12 protein-coding genes are annotated in these 20,893 nt (G+C 52.7%); 6 read left to right on the top strand and 6 right to left on the bottom strand.

Annotated elements, in window-relative coordinates:
• Positions 1-174 precede the first annotated feature (174 nt).
• Both BD749_RS05455 and BD749_RS05460 read right to left on the bottom strand, forming a co-directional pair.
• Positions 175-996, bottom strand: a complete 822-nt coding sequence (locus BD749_RS05455) for a WecB/TagA/CpsF family glycosyltransferase (protein WP_245868754.1) — start codon at positions 994-996, stop codon at positions 175-177.
• 4 nt (positions 997-1,000) lie between these two features.
• On the bottom strand, positions 1,001-2,395 hold the full coding sequence (locus tag BD749_RS05460; protein ID WP_245868756.1) for an undecaprenyl-phosphate glucose phosphotransferase: 1,395 nt from the start codon (positions 2,393-2,395) through the stop codon (positions 1,001-1,003).
• Positions 2,396-3,342: 947 nt separating this feature from the next.
• On the opposite strand from BD749_RS05460, the gene BD749_RS05465 reads away from it, so the two are divergent.
• The 3 genes from BD749_RS05465 (at position 3,343) to BD749_RS05475 (ending at position 11,428) form a co-directional block, all read left to right on the top strand.
• Complete coding sequence (locus BD749_RS05465; protein ID WP_101443328.1) at positions 3,343-9,879, top strand: Ig-like domain-containing protein; 6,537 nt, start codon at positions 3,343-3,345, stop codon at positions 9,877-9,879.
• A 6-nt stretch (positions 9,880-9,885) separates the two neighbouring features.
• Complete coding sequence (locus tag BD749_RS05470) at positions 9,886-10,902, top strand: PorP/SprF family type IX secretion system membrane protein (RefSeq protein ID WP_101443329.1); 1,017 nt, start codon at positions 9,886-9,888, stop codon at positions 10,900-10,902.
• Between the two features lie 133 nt (positions 10,903-11,035).
• Positions 11,036-11,428 carry a transmembrane 220 family protein gene (locus BD749_RS05475; RefSeq protein WP_101443330.1) on the top strand — a complete coding sequence of 131 codons (393 nt, stop codon included), beginning with the start codon at positions 11,036-11,038 and terminating at the stop codon, positions 11,426-11,428.
• Between the two features lie 71 nt (positions 11,429-11,499).
• On the opposite strand, the gene BD749_RS05480 is transcribed toward BD749_RS05475, so the two are convergent.
• Both BD749_RS05480 and BD749_RS05485 read right to left on the bottom strand, forming a co-directional pair.
• Positions 11,500-11,709, bottom strand: coding sequence for a heavy-metal-associated domain-containing protein (locus BD749_RS05480; protein ID WP_101443331.1), 210 nt, complete (start codon positions 11,707-11,709; stop codon positions 11,500-11,502).
• A 34-nt stretch (positions 11,710-11,743) separates the two neighbouring features.
• Complete coding sequence (locus BD749_RS05485) at positions 11,744-13,978, bottom strand: heavy metal translocating P-type ATPase (protein WP_101443332.1); 2,235 nt, start codon at positions 13,976-13,978, stop codon at positions 11,744-11,746.
• 296 nt (positions 13,979-14,274) lie between these two features.
• Between BD749_RS05485 and BD749_RS05490 the strand changes: the two genes are divergently transcribed.
• Both BD749_RS05490 and BD749_RS05495 read left to right on the top strand, forming a co-directional pair.
• Positions 14,275-17,622, top strand: coding sequence for a PAS domain S-box protein (locus BD749_RS05490; protein ID WP_101443333.1), 3,348 nt, complete (start codon positions 14,275-14,277; stop codon positions 17,620-17,622).
• Positions 17,623-17,624: 2 nt separating this feature from the next.
• Positions 17,625-18,041, top strand: coding sequence for a response regulator (locus BD749_RS05495; RefSeq protein ID WP_101443334.1), 417 nt, complete (start codon positions 17,625-17,627; stop codon positions 18,039-18,041).
• Positions 18,042-18,132: 91 nt separating this feature from the next.
• On the opposite strand, the gene BD749_RS05500 is transcribed toward BD749_RS05495, so the two are convergent.
• The gene (locus BD749_RS05500) at positions 18,133-18,582 is read right to left on the bottom strand and encodes a DUF305 domain-containing protein (protein WP_101443636.1); all 450 of its coding nucleotides are present in this window, start codon (positions 18,580-18,582) and stop codon (positions 18,133-18,135) included.
• A gap of 11 nt (positions 18,583-18,593) precedes the next feature.
• A complete protein-coding gene (locus tag BD749_RS05505) occupies positions 18,594-19,172 on the bottom strand; it encodes a helix-turn-helix domain-containing protein (protein WP_101443335.1) in 579 nt (192 codons plus the stop codon).
• A 288-nt stretch (positions 19,173-19,460) separates the two neighbouring features.
• Between BD749_RS05505 and BD749_RS05510 the strand changes: the two genes are divergently transcribed.
• Positions 19,461-20,879 (top strand): DEAD/DEAH box helicase, encoded by a 1,419-nt coding sequence (locus BD749_RS05510; RefSeq protein WP_101443336.1) that lies wholly within the window; start codon positions 19,461-19,463, stop codon positions 20,877-20,879.
• Positions 20,880-20,893: the final 14 nt, after the last annotated feature.

Below are 20,893 nucleotides of genomic sequence, written 5' to 3' on the forward strand. Positions count from 1 at the left end.
AAAACAGCTAACTGATTATATGCTTAATTCGAATATATCACACAACATGCTAATCACCAGTTAGTTAACACAAAAATATTAATTATTAACGCCTACTACTTTGATCGCTAGGTATTGCACTATTTGAAAAAATGCGCTGCGGGATTTTATACCTGCACAGCGCATTTTCTGTTGCTAACCTACCGTCACGGCAGTGGCTTTGCTATGTTTATCTTTGGACCAGAGTGCGTCTTTCAATGTCAGATATACGAAGGTGCTGTTGGTGACCAGGTAGCGCTTCCAGAGACGCTTCGGCTCCTGATACAGACGGTACGTCCACTCCAGCGACCAGTCGCGAGCCCACTTCGGCAGGCGTTTCTCTAGTCCGGCATAGGTCATATACGCCTGTCCCACGCCCAACATGCAGGCTTTCACGCGGCCTTTGTGCTCGGCCATCCAGCGCTCCTGCTTGGGGCAACCCAGAGCCACAAACACCAGGTCAGCACCCGAATCGTTGATCATGTCCACAATGGACTGGTCCTCGGCATCCGTTAGTTTGCGAAATGGCGGCGAATAATGGCCGGCTACTTTGATCGTTGGATGTTTGGCCTTAGCCGTAGCCACCACCGCCTCCAGCACATCGTCTGTAGAGCCGTAGAAGAAAACCGACTTGCCTCTGGCAGCGGCTTCCTCAATCAGGCGCGGCATCAGGTCCATTCCCGGCACGCGGTCTTGGCTGTGGCCGTACTTCAGCTTCATCAGCTTCGAGAGCGGTCCGCCGTCCGGCGAAGCCACATCTGCCTCATTGAGAATCTTATTGAATCCGGGGTCCTGGTAAGCCTCCACCAACATGTGCACGTTAGCAAAGCAAACGTAAGACGATTCCCGGTTTTCAGTCATCCAGAAGACCTGCTCCACAAATTCATCGAAGCGGCCGGTAGTGATGTAAGAGTTCAGCAGGCGGCGCTTTTGCTGTAGCGGCGCTACAGTTTTAGCAGCCGTAGTCGTATCAGTCATGAGATTAGTATGCATTTTTCTCGCCTTTCACCATGTTCCATACGGTCAGGAAGATAATTTTCATGTCCATCATGAAGCTCCAGTTCTCCATGTATTTCACATCGTACTCCACGCGTTTCTCCATCAGGTGCACCTCTTTGGTTTCGCCGCGGTAGCCGCTTACTTGTGCGTAGCCTGTGATACCCGGTGTTACGAAGTGGCGCATTTTGTATTTATTGATCACTTTTGAGTAGTGGTCCAGCTGCGATACCAGGTTCGGACGCGGCCCTACTACCGACATATCACCGAGCAGCACGTTGAAGAATTGCGGCAACTCGTCAAGGTTTGTCTTGCGCAGGAAGGCGCCCACTCTTGTCACGCGCGGATCGTTCTTAGTGGCCTGCAGCTCCGTGTTATTATTCACACGCATGGTTCTGAACTTGTAGCACACAAACAGGCGGTTCTTTTTACCAGGGCGCAGCTGCTTGAAGAAGATTGGCCCCGGTGAGCTGATTTTAATGGCCAGTGCGATGATTGGCATCACGATTGGGAACAGCAGGAGGATAACAGCAGACGAGAAAGCGATGTCGAAAACGCGCTTTACCACGCGGTTGGTCACCTGCTCCAGCGGCTCTTTGCGCACACTGATCATCGGGATGTTCTGGTAAAAGTACATGTTCACCTCACGCTGCACAATGGCGCTGAAATCAGGCACAATGCGGAAGTAGATAAAGTTCTCGTCCGCGAACTCAGTCAGTTCGTCGATGTGCTCCTTGTCGTTTACAGGCAAGGTATAGTATACTTCATCGATGTTGTTCTGCAGGCAGAAATCTTTCAGATCAGACACATTGCCTTTCACCATGCTGCTATGCTTGCTCAGTTCGTCCGCCTTGTCTGTAAAGAAACCCATGAACTTGCGGCCTGGCGCTTCGTCGCTGCTGAAGGTCTGGTGCAGGTTAATGGCTGCCGGCCCCATCCCCACGATCACGTAGCGGCTATAGGCCATGTCTGATTTCGAGAAGTAGCGCTGGGCCAGGAACAGGATCACACGGCTCAAACCGATCAGAAGGGCTGTAAACAAGTAGGTATACAGCAGCAAGAGACGGGACAGATGCTCCAGATTGAAGATTACGATACAGCTGGCCAGTATGACGGCGTGTATCGCAAAGGCATTCAACAGGTTGCCTGTTCTTCGGCCAACCGGCAGGAAGCCGTCGATTCGGAAAACAAAGTTTTGGAACCCGGATACGATCCACCAAACGAGCGCAAACAACACGAAGAAAATACTGTACTGATGCGTAAGTTCTAGATCACCGTATCGGAAAAGGTTTGAAAGCTTAAACGCAAAAGCAATCAGTGTGATGTCTAGTATTAATAAGAGTATTCTATTAAAACTATTATAGTGTCTGTATTTGTGCATAACCTGTAATTGTACTTATTGAATCATAATTCCCTTTTTCACTTAATTGACTTTTCTACATCTCGCGCCTTCAATCACTCTGTCAATCCCCACATTGCTCCGGGAGCCATGACAATCTCAGTGTCTGTATTCACCCTCAGCTTTAATTTCATTCTACCGTTGGACTAACCTCCGGAATTTAGACTGAAATACGACTGCATTTATATTTAGGTTTATTAATTTATCGCTAAATCATGAATAAAATTTAAAGTGATAATATTAGCATATTTATATTAATAAATAGAGATAGGTATAAATGATAAGATACATCTTTGATATATAACTATTCCAATAAAAACCGTAGCATACGATGTAATCCTTGCCTCTCTTCAGCTCTACAAAGATTTAAATTGGAGGGGCTGCATGATTTAAATTAAAGCTATCTAGCAATAGGTAACAGCAGCAAAGTTTAAGGCGAGCGTGAAATGAAAAATGGAAGTGATGCTATAATTAATTCTTTATAGGCATTAATCCATAATATAAAACCGTATTAAAATAATTCAATTAAAAGCACTCATGCTTTAGAGAGAACCAAAAAATAGCTTAAACAGTGATTTAAAAAGGCACGAAACGAGCCTAAAATTCATCTTCCAACAGGATTCGCCTGAATGGCGCGAAGCGAAAATTCCCGCTTCATAAAAAATTTACAATTATTTGAACCAAGTGCCTGCGAAAAACATTTTGCACAATACGGACAGACCATAAAAATGTTCGGCTAATGGCGAGAAAAATTTCAGGGCATCAGCATCCAGTTGCATGCTGCCCCGATGGTGGCCAGATGACATGTAAAGAGGCAGTGATTACTTTATTTTCTCTTTATGCTCGTCGTGTAGCTGAATTGAATTTTACGGCCATACCTATTTTCAATATACAGCATTTTTCTATAGCAAACTTATACAGAACCCTTTATGCAACCGGTACAAAAGAGCCTCGCATTTGTAGTGCTCACCCTGCTTTATGTGCTGTGTTTTGGTGCAAAAACCTCAGCACAAAGTTGCACTCCTCTTATAACTATTACGGGCTCAACCTCGCTCTGCGCGGAAGGTGAAACGATCCTTACCGCCACAGAAGCAGCTAGTTACAAGTGGTCGAACGGCGCTACCACCCAACGTATTACCGTCACAACGGCAGGCACTTACACCGTTACCACCACCAACCATGAGGATTGCACTGCCACCTCTGCTCCTGTCCAGATAAGCGACCGGCCTGATGCCACGATCAAAGACCCGCTCTACGATTTCACTTATTGCAGCTATACCGGTAGCGCCAATTCTTTTAAGCTGGAAGTAGAGAATGCTTCCAAGACCGCAGCCACTAACACGGGCTATACCATTAACTGGGGCGATGGCAAGAGCAATACCTTTGGCCCTGAATTCGAGAAAACAAGCCATACCTACACTGCTGCGGGTCTCTATACTATTACGGTAACCGCCACTGACGCCAGCGGCTGCGAGGGTACCTTCACCGAAAAACTTTTCATCGGTAGTAACCCCGGCCTCGGCATCACCAGCGATGGCAATAACATCGACTGTGCCCCGGTGTCTTACGGGTTCAGAATCACGGGTGTAGAGGGTAACTCCCCGCACACCGTCTATACCTTCCAGTTCGACGATGGCACGCCAGCCTATGTTTTTAAACACAGCGAGCTACCCGCCGACCGCGTCCTCCGCCACGAATTCCTGGAGTCTTCCAAAGACAAGCCCAACGGCTTTACCCTGAAAGGTACTGCCACCAACCAGTGTAACGTGTCAATTGCTACCTTCACCGGTATCCGTATTTCCAAAGGCCCTATCGCTGATTTCGCCATCGGCAATGTGTGCTTGAACGAGCCGGTGCGCTTCCAGGACAAGACCAAAAACGGCTACGACGCCTCTGCCCGAAACGATCGCTACCGTGTGCAGTGGGAGATTTTCCCGGCAACAGGCTGGAGATTCTCTTCCGGCAACAGCACGACGCTTTCACCAAACGTGGTGTTCAACGAACTGGGTGAGTACATGGTGCGCCTGACTGCTTATCCGCTGGATCCGAACTCAACCTGTTTGCCTACTGTGATGGAGCAGATGATCGTGGTGAATGATGTGCCCAAAGCCGCTTTTGACCTGACGCCGGACGGCGGTGTGTGCGCCCCTTCCATCTTCCGAGCCCAGAACAAATCCACAGGCGCTGACCTGAAGTATACCTGGACCGTATCGGCCCAGGAAGGCTGGAGCTTTGCTGAGGGCACTGATGCCAACTCCGAGAACCCGGTTTTCAGCTTTGATAAATCTGGCACCTACACCGTTTCACTCCTAGCCAGCAGTTTCTGTTCTGCCGTTAGCAAGCAGGAAACAAATATCGTTGTCATCCACAAACCGCTGGCGACTTTACCGGCGGCACAGACCTATTGCGGTCCTCAGACCATTGCCTTCTCTGAAACCAGCGCAGCCCACCGGCCAGTGTACGACGCTCAGTCCGGCACGATCAGCGCCTATCGCTGGGAAGTAAGTGGTCCGGGCAGTGTAACCTTTGAAGGAGGTTCTCACGCCGGGTCAGCCTACCCAACCATGCGTTTCACGGAGCCGGGCACTTACGAAGTGAAAGTAATTGCCACGAACGAGTGCGGCGACTCCGAGGAAGCAACGCAGCAGATCACAATCGACGCTATACCTGTGCTAAACCTGAGCGCTCCCAAAGAAGTAGTCTGCCTTAACAGTGGCATCATGCAATTGCAGGCCTCGCACGAAGGCGGCAAATGGAGTGGCTCTGAGTATGTATCTGCTGACGGCCGGTTCAATCCTGCTGCAGTTGGTACCTATACCCTGACCTATACCTACCGCTCAGGTGTGTGTGAGGTAACTGAGCACATCACAGTGACTGTAAAGGACCTGCCAGTTGCGCCAACCCTGCAACCGGTAGCAACGCTTTGTCCGGGGAGCCCGGCATTGCTACAGGTGCTGCAGGCCGAAGGCAGCGTGCAGTGGTACGACCAGCCAACCGCCGGCAACCTGCTGCACGAAGGAAACACGTACCAGACAACTGCCTTAGACAAGACAACGACATTTTATGCCCAGACGACAGTGGAAGGCGGGTGTTCCAGCGTGCGCACACCTGTTAAAGTAGAGGTATACCCGGCCACCCCGGCTCCTCTAGTAGCTCCTGTTACCCTATGCGGTGCTGGCAGCAGCGCCACCCTGATCGCGGAAGGCAATGCGGGCGCCTACGAATGGTTTGCGGATGCAGCGGCTACGCAGCAGCTGGAAACTGGCAGAACCTTTACAGCCCAGAACCTGCTGGAAGGCGTGAGCACGTTTTATGTACGCGGCGTAACGAACGGCTGCTTCAGCCCTGTGGTGACAGCGACAGTTACCATACTACCAGCCCTCGACCGCAACACCTTGAACGAAGTGGCGGTGATCTGCGCTGGTCAGTCCCCTGCCATGCTAACCGGCTCTGCCCCTGTTGGTGGCAACGGCAGCTATACCTACCGCTGGGAAGCCAGTGTGACAGGCGCTGAGGCTGGTTTTGAAGTCATTAATGGCGCTACTGCTGCCACTTATCAGCCGGGCACGCTCAACCGAACCACCTGGTTTAGAAGAACTGTGTTGTCAGCAGGTTGCTCCCATACCTCCGCTCCGGTTGCTATTACGGTTACCCCTGTAATAGATAAGAATACGATTACCGCTATCGCTCCTATTTGCGAGGGCGCGGAGGCCCCTACCCTGACGGGCAGTGAACCGACTGGTGGCACGGGCAGCTATACCTATACCTGGGAGTTCAGCACGACAGGTGCCAGCGACAGCTTTAAAGCAGCCAACGGCAGTAACCGCGAGCAACACTACGAGCCGGGTGTGCTCAACACCACCACCTGGTTCCGCCGCAAAGTAACTTCCGGCACTTGCCAGGTGCATGTGAGCGAGGCAGTGAAAGTGACGGTGGTGAAACCGATCACGATGAACTTTGTGTCGGTGCAGCAAAGCACCATCTGCAGCGGCAGCACGCCATCTGTTATCATTGGCAGCATGCCGCAGGGTGGCACCGACCAGAAAACCTACCGTTGGGAGATGCGCAGCGAGAACGGCAGCTTTGAGCCAGCGCTCGGCACCAATACGGGTCTGAACTACACCCCGCAGATCAAAGATAAAACCATGTGGTACCGCCGTGTGGTAGCAGGTGGCCCTTGCGGCGAGAGCGTGAGTAATGAGATCCAAATACTGGTGCAGCCAGCCATTGAGCAGAACACCATCCTGATCACCGGACAGCCGGTTATCTGCGAAGGTACTGCCGCAGCCATGCTCACGGGTGCGCAGCCTACCGGCGGCAATGGCAGCTATACCTATCGTTGGTTACAGAACATAAGCGGTCCGAACGCTCCCTTCAGCCCGGCTCCCGGCAATAACACCGGCCAGCATTACACCAGCCCGACTACCCTCACGCAGACCACCTGGTACATCCGTGAAGTGGTGTCAGGTGAGTGTATCAGCAACTCGGAGGTGATCGAGGTGACGGTCGTAGGCCTGCCGGCAGCGCCAGTAGTGGCCCCTATTACGGTTTGCGAAGGCAGCACCGCCACGCTCACCGTGAACAGCAACACCACCAACACCTTCCGTTGGTATGCCAGCGCTTCTGCGCAAAACCACCTCTACGAAGGCTATAGCTTTGAAACGGGAGTATTGCAGGAGACCACTACCTTCCTTGTGGAGGCCGTGAATGTGAACGGCTGCGGCAGCAGTGAGCGTCGCCCGGTGACAGTGACGGTAAACAAGCGAATTGACAATAACACGCTGACGGCTCCGAGCGCCTCTATTTGCGCCGGCCAGCGTCCGAACACACTCACAGGCACGACACCAACCGGCGGCAATGGCAGCTATACCTATACCTGGGAGTCCAGCACGACAGGGGCCGATGCAGGCTTCAGTCCGGTAGCGGGTGCGACTGCCGCCACGTTCCAGCCAGAAGCATTGACCGAAACAACTTGGTTTAGAAGAATCGTACTGTCCGGTCCGTGCGAGGCGCATACCAGCCCTGCCGTGAAAGTGGACGTACTGCCGGCGATCAGCAACAACACCATCACAGTAGAAAAGAGCACGATCTGCGCGGGTGATGTCCTACAGCAGTTAAAAGGTACGACGCCGGCAGGCGGCAATGGCAGCTATACCTACCTGTGGGAAAGCAGCCGCGATGGCGTAAACTTTACGGCCGCAGCAGGCACCAACAACCAGCCGGACTACCAGGCTCCTGCCCCACTGACCGAGCGTACGTGGTACAGAAGAATTGTCTACTCGGCTCCTTGTCAGCAATCGGTAAGCCCGGTGCTGCAGATCGTGGTACAGCCGGTCATTACGAATAATACCATCATCACCCAATCCCACGCCGTCTGTGCGGGCGATACTCCAGGCGAGCTGAAAGGCACAAGGCCAACGGGTGGCAATGAGCAACCGGTATACCTGTGGGAAAGCCGCACCGAAGACACTGAATTTGCGCCAGCCGCCGGCAACAACATGGGCATGAACTACCAGCCGGACCAACTGACCGAAACTACCTGGTTCCGCCGCAAAGTAGTGGCCGGAGAGTGCTTCAACACCTCGACAGAAGTACGCATCCTGGTAAATGCTGTGATTGCGAACAACAAGATCTCCACAGATCAGGTAATCTGTACAGGCACTGCTCCTGCTAAACTAACTGGCACACAACCGACCGGTGGCACCGGCAGTTATACTTATTACTGGGAAGCCGCAGGCAACGACGGCGTGTTCCGAAAAGTGAACAACAGCGCCTCTGCTGACCTGACTGTGGGCATCCTGACTAAAACAACTTCTTTCCGCCGCGTAGTGGAGTCCGGTCCGTGCCAGCAGGTGTCGAATGTGGTGACCATCACGGTTTCGCCGGTCATCAGCAACAATACTATTGGCCTGAACCAGAGCATCTTCCGCGGCCAGACACCGGCTCCGCTTTCGGGCACCAACCCGAGCGGTGGCGCAGGAGCAGGCACCTATACCTACCTGTGGGAAAGCAGCAATACCCAGCAGGGTGGCTACCAACCAGCCGCAGGCATCAACAACGGCCGCCACTATACGCCGGAGGCGCTGCACGAGTCCACCTGGTTCCGTCGCCGTGTGTTCTCGGGTGGTTGTGAAACAGTATCAGATCCAGTGCTGATCGAGGTGCACAAAGGCGTTACGAACAACAACATCCACAGCGACCAGGTAATATGTGTGGGCAATAAGCCGGCTACCCTGCAGGGCTCAGTGCCGGTAGGTGGCGACGGAGACTTCCTATACCTGTGGCTGGCCAGCACAAAGGGCGCCAAAACGGGCTTCATGACAGCTACCGGCCAGAGCACGGGCAAAGATTACAGTCCGGCTGCACTTACGCAGTCTACCTGGTTCCGTCGTGTGGTGCTCTCAGGCCCTACTCCTGATACCAGTGCGGCCGTGTTCATCAACGTGCGTCCGCAAATGGCGAACAACCGCATCAGCACCAGCCAGACCATTTGCTTCGGCACGGCACCTGCTGTGTTGGCGGGTACACTGCCAACTGGTGGCAGCGGCAGCTATACCTATAGCTGGGAAAGCAGCACCAGCGGTCCGGACAATGGCTTTACAACCGCCAGCGGTGCGAACAATGGCAAAGATTACCAGCCGGCTGCCCTTACGCAGACGACCTGGTTCAGGAGAGTCGTAACTTCTGAGTCTTGTGAGCGCCTGGTAGGTGAAGCGGTAAAGATTACAATAACGCCGCTCCCGGCTAAACCAACCGCCAGCGGACAGACGATCTGCCACAGCACCAAAACGACCCTGACAGCCTCAGGGAATGGTGGCAGACTGGAGTGGTTCACCGAAGCACAAGGAGGCAAGCCGATTCAGGTAGGCGCCAGCTTCACAACGCCTATACTGACCAGCACGACGACTTATTATGTGCAGGAAGTAGCCTCATCATGCGCCAGCGAGCGTAGGCCTGTAACGGTAACAGTGCCTGCTCCAAGTGCCAACGCAGGTATAGACCAAACCCTGATGCTGGGCAGAACAGTGCAGTTGGAAGCAAAAGGCGGCGCGACCTACAGCTGGTCACCGGCCGAGGGACTGAGCAACCCGAATATCGCCAACCCATACGCCAAGCCGGAGAAGACCACGACCTATACCGTGACGGTGACCAACGAGGCGGGCTGTGTTTCCACAGACGAGGTGACGATTACAGTGCAGCAGCTGGTGTACGTGCCGAATACTTTTACCCCGAACCACGACGGTGTGAACGATGTGTGGGAGATCCTCAACATTGAGCAGTACCCGAACTGTAAGGTACAGGTGTTCAACCAGTGGGGCAATGTGGTGTTCAGCTCACAAGGTTACAAACTGCCCTGGGACGGACGCCAGAATGGCAAAGAACTGCCAATCGCCACCTACTACTACTTGATTCAACTTGATCATAATGAAAAACCGCTTTCAGGAAGTGTGACAATTGTTAAATAACAGCCTATGAACAAACTTTTAGCTTTAGGATTTGTGCTTCTGCTAGCTACCCAGGCCATGGCGCAGCAAAAGCCGCAGTACACGCAGTACACCCTCAACAACTACCTGCTCAACCCAGCCATAGCAGGTATAGAGGATTATGCGGATGTGAAGATCGGTACAAGACAGCAATGGTCAGGACTGGAGGGTGCGCCGGTATCGTACTATGCCACCTTTCATGCGCCGATCATGAAGGAAGTTGCTCCTGTAACAGCTGCGCAGCGCAACAGCTCACCGGCCAAGGAGGCCACTTCCAAAAAGCCTACCACTTACCGTCGCATCCGGCCACACCACGGTCTGGGCGCGATGGCCATGACCACAGCTACTGGTCCGCTCAAGCGCAGTAGCTTTAACGCCAGTTATGCCTATCACCAGCCGCTCTCCCGTACCCTGCGGATAGCAGCCGGGGTTTCTCCCGGCCTTATCCAATACAGCCTGGATCCTTCGGCTGTCCGTGTCATCAATCCGAACGACAAGGCCATTAACGACGGCCGGATCAACGAGATGAAGTTTGATTTGAACATGGGCCTGTGGTTATACTCCTACAACTATTATGTCGGTATAGCCGGTGCCCAACTTGTGCCCAGCAAGCGCGAACACCTCACCTCCGGCACCGCAACCGATAACAGCGGACGACTGCAGCAGCACTACTTCCTGACAGGTGGTTACCGCCTGGATATATCGCCTGACCTGGCACTTATCCCTTCGGTAATGGTGAAAATGGCCCAGCCCAGCCCCGTGTCGGTCGATGCTACACTGAAGGCGATCTACAGCGACCGCATCTGGGCGGCGGCATCTTACCGCCACAACGAATCGTTGGCGGTGATGGCGGGCATTAACATCAGTTACCTGATGGACCTGAGCTATGCGTACGATGCCAGCGTATCGCCGCTGGGTAGCACAAACTCGGGTAGCCACGAAGTAGTATTGGGTCTGAAACTCCGCAATGCTGCTAAAGTGATCTGTCCGCAATGGGCCTGGTAAAGGTCTTCGTTTACAATTTCAGGTTTTAAATAAAAGGAGTGGCTGAGGCTGTTCCTTTTGTTTAAAAGAGGCTATTAAAACCAAAAACTTTTATATATTATTGCAGTATAGTAATATTATATAGGAGTAAGCTATGACCATCAAACAAATTATCCCAGCTCTTTTAGGCATCATTTTCATTGTTTTTGCGGCCATGCATTACACTGATCCTAATGCAGTAATCTGGATAGGTGTTTACCTCCTGGCAGCAGTATTTAGTTTCCTGACTTCCCTGAACAGGATTAACCAGGCTGTATTGCTCAGCGCATTCGCTGCCTATGCTATCGGTGCCGTATTTTTCTGGCCTGCCAGTTGGGAGGGCATTGCCGTTGGGGGTGGTGTTATTAAAAACATAGAGGAAGCACGGGAATTCCTGTGCCTGATCTTTACCAGCATTGCCATGCTGGCTTATGCCTTGCTCAACCGGAGCAAAGCCCGCCTCCACCCGCGCAAACCCATTTACAAGCAAAGAAAATGGGCAAACTGAAAATTCAGCTTGCCCATTTTTGATAGGAAAGGTGATGTCTTTACATACCCAACACCTTCAAATTTTGCGAGCTATACCTGTTCGGCTTTGAATCCCGCCTTCTCCACAGTGCCTTTAATGGTTTGCGCATCCAGGTTCTCTGTACTCACTTCCAGGATCTTGTCCGGATTATCAGTATCCACTTTCCAATCCTGTACTCCTTCCAATTTGTTCAGATGAGGCGTTACGGCTCTCACGCAGCTTCCACAATTAATGGTTGTCTTAAATTTATAGGTTTTCATACTTAACATAATTTACAAACTAATTAAAAAACATTTACAATTTCTTTCCCCGCAGGCGCAGGCTGTTACTTACCACCGAAACAGAGCTCAGGGCCATGGCAGCGCCGGCCAGCATGGGGTTGAGCAGGAAACCGGTGAACGGGTACAGCAAGCCGGCAGCGACAGGTATACAAATCACGTTGTAGATAAAGGCCCAGAACAGGTTCTGTCGGATGGTGCGCACAGTTGCCCTGGAAAGATGGATGGCCGCGGCCACCTGCACCAGGTCAGAGCGCATCAGCGTGATGCCGGCCACATCCATCGCTACATCTGTGCCGTGCCCCATCGCAATGCTGACGTCGGCTGTGGCCAGCGCCTGTGCATCGTTTATACCATCGCCAACCATCGCAACAACTTTGCCCTGCTCTTGTAGCTTTTTCACAAATCCGGCTTTGTCGCCGGGCAGCAGCTCGGCTTCGTAGTGGTTTATACCCACCTGCCGCGATACGGCAGCGGCTGTCTGGGCATTGTCGCCGGTGAGCATGTATACCTCCAGACCCGCTTCTTTCATTCGGGCTATACCTTCGGCAGCTGCGGGCTTGATCGGGTCGCTTACCGCAAACACGCCCAGTGCCCGCTGGCCATCGGCAAAGTATACGGCGGTTTTTGCATGCTCCTGCAACTGGCGTGCTGCATCAGTCAAGTGACTTTCAATGCTTATACCTTCCTGCTGCAGCAGCTTTTTATTTCCGGCAAAGAATTTCTCACCCCCGAAGCTCGCTTCTACCCCCATACCGGTGACACTGTTGAAATAGTCCGGATCCAGCGTGGCTATACCCTGCTCTTTGTAATAGGTATAGATGGCCTGCGCAATCGGGTGCTCTGACTTCGCCTCTATCGAATAGAAAAGCTGCTCCAATCGTTCCTGCCCTGTTATACCTTGTGCCCACACAACATCCGTAACGGAGGGCTTGCCCAGCGTGATCGTGCCGGTTTTATCCAGCAAGATGGCATTGGCTTTGTAGGCGTCCTCCAGGCTCTGCGCGTCTTTGATCAGGATACCGTTCTCAGCCCCTTTGCCCACGCCCACCATAATGGCGGTTGGCGTCGCCAGGCCAAGGGCGCACGGACAGGCTATCACCAGCACCGAGATCATCGACACGAGCGCCTGCGACAAATAAGCCTCTCCTCCAAGCACTATCCAGGCCACAAAGGTCAGCACCGCGATCAACAGCACGACCGGCACAAATATACCCGCGATCTTATCGACCAGTTTCTGCACCGGCGCTTTACTGCCCTGCGCCTCCTGCACCATTTTGATGATATGCGCCAGCATGGTCTCGCCACCTGTTTTGCGGGCTATAAGCTGCAAGCTGCCTTTCTGGTTGATAGTACCTGCAAAAAGCATGTCGCCTACCTGTTTCTGCACCGGTAGGGGTTCACCGCTCAACATGCTCTCGTCTACATAGGTGCTGCCCGAAAGCACTTCACCATCCACCGGCACCCGATCCCCAGGCAACAGCAACACATGATCGCCGATGCGCACCTCTTCGATGCGGATCTCGGCCTCTACCCCGCCGCGCAGCACACGCACCGTTTTCGGTTGTAGCCCCATTAGTTTTTTGATAGCGGCCGAACTGCGGCTCTTGGCCCCCTCCTCCAGGTATTTACCTAACAAGATAAAGGCAATGATTACGGCGACGGCTTCGTAGTACACGTGTGGCTCCAGCCCCCGGCTCAGGAAAAACTGTGGGTATACCGTGTTGAACAAACTAAAAGCGAAGGCTATACCTGTACTCAGGGCCACCAGCGTGTCCATGTTCGCACGCAAGTGCTTCGCCTGCCCCCAGGCGTTCACGAAAAAGTGACGGCCTGCCCAAAACAGGATTGGGGTCGTAAAGGCCAGCATGGCCCAGTTGCCCCAGCTGAAGGCGTTATGAAAGAACATGCCCAGCACAAAAACCGGAAATGCGAGCACAGCTGCTGCTATGGTCTTGGTCTTCAGCACAGTCAGCGCTTTCTCCTGACGCTCTTCCAATTCTTCTTCGGTATGCTGGCCAATCAGCAGCTCAAAACCGATCTCCTGCAAGGTATCGCGCAGCTGGTCTGGTTTCACCTGTTCTGGCGCGTAGGCTACCTGCACTGTTTTGCCGGCAAAGTTCACATTGGCCTCCTGAACGCCGTCTACGGTGCGCAGCATGCTTTCAATACTCGAGGCACAGGATGCACAGGTCATCCCCTCTACCGGAAAGGTATCTTTTTTGAGGGCTTTTTTTGCTATCGTCTCCATAGTATGCTCTTGCTAAATTCTCCAATCAATACAAAGGTAAGGCCCATGTACGCCCTCGGTGTTACAATATCTGCAGAAAGGTTTACATATTTCTGACGGCCGCGTTGCCAATATTTATTAATTACAATATGATATTTTATTGATTATCAAAATTATATAAACTACAGTGGTAATTATTTTTGTTTTTAGTGTCACAATTGTTTATGTTCGAGTATAAACACCGATTTCGATCGGTGCAAAATTCGCTACTCATTTACACGTGCTTCTTAACTTAGTAAGCACCTTCACCTTACCTTATGTTGAAAACAGACCAGCCGACGCATTTGCATGCCGCATCGCGCACGACTTATCTTGTGCTGCTCGCGTTTGCAGGTTTACTCGTAACGCTTCTTGTTCTTACCTCCTATACCTTCCTGCAGGCCCGCCAGGTTCAGCTCAGCCACGATGCCTTTGTGGTACTGGCGCTGCAGGAGCTCGACCTGATCGATGACCTGCAGGCCAACGACGATGCCGTGCACAAAGCGGTGCTCCTCCACCTCACCACCGACAGCGAATCCGAAAAAACCAGCTACGAGCGCCACATCCGGTCTACTCAGGCGCAAAACACTGCCATCACCAGCCGGCTGATGGCCATGATCGAAAGCGAAGAACGCAGACTCATACTCCGCAAATTTGAGCAGGAGGCCGCAGCGCACGACACCCTGATCACGCACCTGCTGCAGCTTAGCCGCAGCGGAAATACAGCCGAAGCTCTGGCCTTCAATCGTACCGTAATTACACCCGAGTACCTGCAGCACCAGAACCACCTCAAGGAGCTCAGCAGGAGTGTGCGGCAGGCTACCCGCCAGAGCAGTCAGCAGGCATCTTTGTCCATCGCCTCGTTTACGAACAACCATAAGTTTATCCTGGCCATATTAGTTATGGTGAGCCTGGTGGCCCTGTACCTGCTGCGCAACGTTATCCAGCGGCTACGGCGCGACTACAAACTGCTCAACGCCGAGATGAAGAGGGGCCAGGAACTGCAGCAGGCGCTGCTACACAGTCAGGTTCAGTACAAGATGCTGTTCGACCTGAACCCGATGCCCATGTGGGTCTATGACCGGCTCACCATGCAGTTTCTGGACGTAAACCAGGCGACCTTGCAGGAATACGGTTACAGCAGGGAGGAATTCCTGACGCTTAACATATTTGACATAAGACCGGAGGAGGATGTTCCGGTGCTAAAATCGAGGCTGGAGCAGGTAGACAAATTGCAGTCGCAGCAGAGCCGTGTGCGTCACAAGCGCCGCGATGGCAGCACGTTCGTAGCGGAGATCATATCGCATGCCATGCCCCTTGTTGGCGAGACGATGCCGCGCCTGGTCGTGGCCATGAACGTGGATGAACGCCTCCAGATGCTCGAAAAGCTTCAGACAAGCGAGAAACAGCTCCGTGAAATAAGCTCCAGCATACCGGGTGCCGTTTTTCAGATGGAAATGAAAAGCCAGTCGGACTATACCTTCACCTTCGTGAGCGACGGCATCCGGGACCTTTTCCAGATAAGCCCTGAGGAGGTATATAAAAGCTCGGCAGCGCTGTACCGGCACATAGAGCCGGAAGACGTGGCGCAGGTTCGGCAGGCCATCAGCGACTCGTATTTAAACCTGTCTCCGCTGGTGGCGCATTTCCGGATCAGGCAGTTGCAGGAAGGCAAGTGGAAATGGGTGCAGACACACGGACTGCCCACCTGGAAAGACACCGGCCATGTGATCTGGAACGGCACCATCATCGATATTACAGACCAGATCATTGCACAGGACAAACTGATGGCCAGCGAAGCCAACCTGCGGGCGCTGCTCGACAGCTCTCCGCAGGCCATCTACCTGCTCGATGGCTCTATGCACATTATGATGTGCAATGCCGTGGCAAAGAAGGATGTGCACAACCTGCTGATTGCCGAGTTAAAACCAGGTATGAATTTCCTGGATTTTGTATGCGCGGAGAAAGCCCAGCTATTCAGAGAGCAGCACATGCGGGCTATGCAAGGCGAGACGATCTTGTATGAAGACGGGCACGGGGATTATTGGCACGAGATCGCACTCCGTCCTGTACTGGGGTCGGACAACCGCGTGCTGGCGGTGGCCCTCAGCGTACACAACATTTCGGAACGCAAACTGGCGCTGGAAACCATCAAGCGTAACGAAGAGCAATTGGCCCGGGCCCAGCAACTGGCACAACTCGGTAATTGGGAGATCGACATGGAACATGACCTGGTTAGCTGGTCTGACAGCGTGTACGACATTTACGGAGTGAGTAGAATGTCCTTTATACCTTCGCAGCTCAATTTCATACATTTTGTGCCAGAGGATGAGCGTCAGGGCATACTGGAAGCTATCAAAGAAGCTTCGGAGAAAAAAAGCATCCTGTCGCTGGAGCATACCATTGTGCGGCCTGACGGCTCCAAACGCACCGTATATGAAATTGGCGAGCCGGAGTACGACGATCAGGGCAGGCTGGTGCGGTTCCATGGCTCGGTTCAGGACATAACAGACCGCAAACGGACAGAGCAGGAAGCCCTGCGGACCAAAAACCTGCTGCAATCCACACTGGAGAACATCCCGGAAATGATTTTCTCTGCCGACACAGCCTTTAACATGCTGTATGTGAGTCCGCAATGCCGCGAACTGACCGGCTATACCGAAGAAGAATTCACCGGTCAGACAGGCCTCTGGTACCGCACCATTCACCCCGACGACAGCCAGTACGTGGCGCAGCATATTTTGCCTGCCCTGCTCAAAGGGAAGCGGCAGCACTACGAAGTACGCATCCAGACAAAAGACGGGCAGTGCAAATGGCTGATGCTGCGGGTTTCGCCCCGGAAAGATGAAAACGGAATGGTTTACCGCATCGACGGCTCTGCCTCGGACATGACTTCGTATAAGGAAGCCCAGCAGAAACGCGACGAGTTAACGGACCAACTGCTGAAGCAAAACCAAAACCTGCAGCAGTTCGCCTACATTGTGTCGCACAACCTCCGCGCCCCGATCGCTAACATACTGGGCCTTACCACTATATACAACAAGCACAAGCCTGACTCGCCTACGAACCCGCGGGTGGTTGAGAACATGTTCAAGTCGGCCAAACTGCTCGACGCCACCATTCGCGACCTCAACGACCTGCTCACGATCCGGAGCGAGCTAAACAATGTGCGCGAAGAGATAAAGCTGGAAGAGGTGTTCGATGAGGTATACGACAGTCTCCCGACGGAATGGCTCGGGGAGCACACGACGATAGAACGGGACTTTGAGGAAGCGCCCGCTGTCATTGGTGTTCGCAGCTACGTGCACAGCATCATGCACAATCTCATCACAAATGCTTTGAAATACCGATCTCCTGACAGAAATTTGCATCTGCGACTTAAAACTTTCACTATTCCTAACTATATTTGTCTCAGCGTATCAGATAATGGGCTCGGGATCGACCTGAGCAAGGAAAAAGAAAAAGTTTTCGGTTTATATAAGCGGTTCCACTCTCACGGGGAAGGACGGGGGTTAGGATTACACCTTGTCAAGACCCAGGCTGAGCTGCTAGGCGGCAAAGTGGAGGTAGACAGCCAGGTGAACGTGGGTACTACTTTTAATATTTATTTTAGACACACCTTGTAGTAATGAATACATTGAAAAGAGTAGTTTTGATTGATGACGATGAGGTGAACAATTTTGTTTGCGAGAGCATCATCCGAAATGAAAACTTTGCCGAGGACGTTTTCAGCTTTCAAGCAGCTGAGGAGGCGCTTGATTTTCTGAAGTCTTCTGTAGAGCCCTCAGGAGAGAATTTCCCTGACCTGATTTTCCTGGACATCAACATGCCCGGCATGGATGGCTGGAATTTTATAGAGGAGTACCGCAAACTACCGGAGTACGTTACCCAGAAGTGTAGCCTGTTTATGCTTTCGTCGGCTGTTGACCGCAAGGACATTCAGAGCGCCCGTAGCCACAAAGAAGTAAAAGAGTTTTTCTCGAAGCCACTTTCTCCCGAGATACTCGAGTTTATAAAAGAAGAGTTCTTGGTGCGGGAGGAGTAACTCTCCCTGCCAAAAGCAGAAGCGCATGCCTCGTCAGTTGTGATGGAGCATGCGCTTCCGCTTTTGGAGAACCTGATGTGCGGCAAACGACCTAGTCCACCCGCTCGAGGATCTTCTCCATCTCGGCAATCTCTTTCTTCTGCGTCCGGATAATCTCCTCGGCCAGCTTTTTCAATTCCGGGTCCTGTATCCTGGCCTCCTCACTAACCAGTATGGCCGATGAGTGATGCGGAATCATGGCCTGGATAAAAGCCTCGTCGCCAACAAAGGACTGGTTACGCAGCATGATAAACGACCCAACTGTGGCGATGATACTTATGGCGGCAATAATGGCGTTCAGCTTTTTGTCCTTGTACATCGACCGCATGACCAGCAGCATGATCAAAGCCATGGGGCCTACCATCAGGATCGTCATATACAGGCGGTTGAGGTTCAGGTGGAAGTGGCTGATTTCGGCTACGTTGCTAAACATGACAACATACATCACCACAAAGGAAAGGCCCAGCATCAGCACAAACTTTCCATAGTTCCCCTTTTCCATAAGCTCCTGTTTCAATTAAGGTTATCAAGCGGCTTCCGCGCCGGGGCCGCCGCTTTCTTATACTCCGAGGGCGACATCCCGGTTACCTGCTTAAACTGTGCCGACAGGTGCGCCACGCTGCTATACCCCAGCTGAAAACTGATCTGACTAAGGCTCAGCTCATTGTAGGCGAGCAGCTCTTTGGCCCTTTCTACTTTCTGCAGCACCACATAGCGTGCAATCGTCACCCCTTCTTCAGCCGAGAAAAGCGTGCTCAAGTAATGGTAATCGCGGCCCAGCTGCTGCGCCAGGTAATCCGAGATATTGATGCTCAGGTTTTCCACCTCGCCCGAGCGGATCAGCTCGATAATGGCGATCTTGATCTTCTCGACCAGTTCTGCCTTCTTGTCCTCTATCAGTTCGAACCCGTTCTCCAGCAAGGCCTCCCGCAGCTGCTGCAGCTGCACTGCCGAGGGCTCCTGCTCAAGTTTTACCTCACCCAGCTGTATGGCCACTGGTTGCAGATCCAGCTTGTCCAATTCCTGGTTCACTACCTTCAGGCAGCGGGGGCACACCATGTTGCGGATGTGCAGTGTATGTGGTTGTGACATTTTGTTTATGTTCAAGCCTGTTTAATGCAGCTACACCATACAGTATTTTTTGAGCGCAGCCTGCCTATACCTTCACAAATCTAACAAAACTTTCTACCCAATCACTCCCCGCCGGTATAGCGCCTCCGGCTTGGAAGTGCCTGCTTTGAATTATTAGGGGGCTCTTCCTGTTGTAACCGTAATCAGCCTTCCTATACCTGCTGCGAGGCAATAACGGGAAGGTATAAATAAAAAAGAGCAAGCCGGAATAATAGACTTACCTTTGTAGCTTGCAATAATCAATCATACATGACATTTAGCGAATTAAATTTAATAGAACCGATCCTGAAGGCGCTTCAGGCAGAGGGCTATACCCAGCCTACGCCGATTCAGGAACGGGCGATACCGCATCTTTTGGCAGGCACCGACGTGCTTGGCTGTGCCCAGACGGGTACTGGTAAGACGGCCGCTTTCGCCATACCTGTGCTGCAAATGTTGCACAACCAGAAAAACAGATCCGCAAAAACCATCAAAACGCTTATCCTGACTCCTACCCGGGAGCTGGCTATACAGATCAATGAGAGCTTTGCCGCTTACGGCAAAAACACCGACGTGCGCCATACCGTTATTTTCGGCGGCGTATCGCAGCATGCGCAGGTTCAGGAACTGAAGCGTGGCGTGGACGTGCTCATCGCGACGCCCGGACGCCTGCTCGACCTGATTGGGCAGGGCTTTATCTCCCTGAAACACGTGGAATTTTTCGTGCTCGACGAAGCGGACCGCATGCTCGACATGGGTTTTATCCACGACATCAAGCGCATTATACCCATGCTGCCGAAGCAGCGCCAGTCGCTCTTCTTCTCAGCCACCATGCCTCCTGTCATTCAGGCGCTGGCCGATACCATTCTGGTTAACCCGGTGAAGGTAGAAGTAACACCTGTGTCGTCTACAGCTGAGAAAGTGGGCCAGACGGTATACTTTGTGGAGAAAAACGACAAACGCGACCTGCTCCGCCACCTGCTCTCTGATCAGGAAATTGAGCGTGTACTGGTGTTTACCAGAACCAAGCACGGTGCCGACCGCGTGGTAAAGGACCTCAACAAAGCCAACATACAGGCGGAGGCCATCCATGGCAACAAGTCGCAGAACGCACGCCAGCGGGCGCTGAGCAACTTTAAGGCAGGGGCAACCCGCGTTTTGGTGGCCACTGACATCGCCGCCCGCGGCATCGATGTGGAAGAGCTGTCGCATGTGATCAATTTTGAGCTGCCAAATGAGCCCGAAACATATGTGCACCGCATTGGCCGCACCGGCCGTGCCGGCAACGCAGGTATAGCGCTATCATTTTGCGATGAAGAGGAACGCTACTACCTGAACGACATCCAAAAGCTGATCAACAAAAAGATAACAGTAAAGGCAGACCATCCGTTTGCGCTTCCGGAGCATCTGTCGGTGAACCTGGAATTGGCCAAAAAGCCAAAGGGCCCGGCGGGCAGAGAACCGCGCAACCGCGATGCTTCTAATAACGGTAACCGTTCTGCCGCTGCTGGCAACAGACCGTCAGGCAACCGCAGCAGCAACAGCCGCGGAGGCGGAAACGATGGCGGCAACCGCGAAGCAGCAAGTGCTGGAAATTCCGGTCGCTCATCAAACGGCGGTGGCCGCAGAAACTGGCGCAACAAAAAAGGCAATGGCCAAAGCAGGCCATCCGCGAAGCGGGAAGCATAGCCCTGGCTATACCT

This window comes from Pontibacter ramchanderi (assembly GCF_002846395.1).
GTDB classification, from domain to species: Bacteria; Bacteroidota; Bacteroidia; order Cytophagales; family Hymenobacteraceae; genus Pontibacter; species Pontibacter ramchanderi.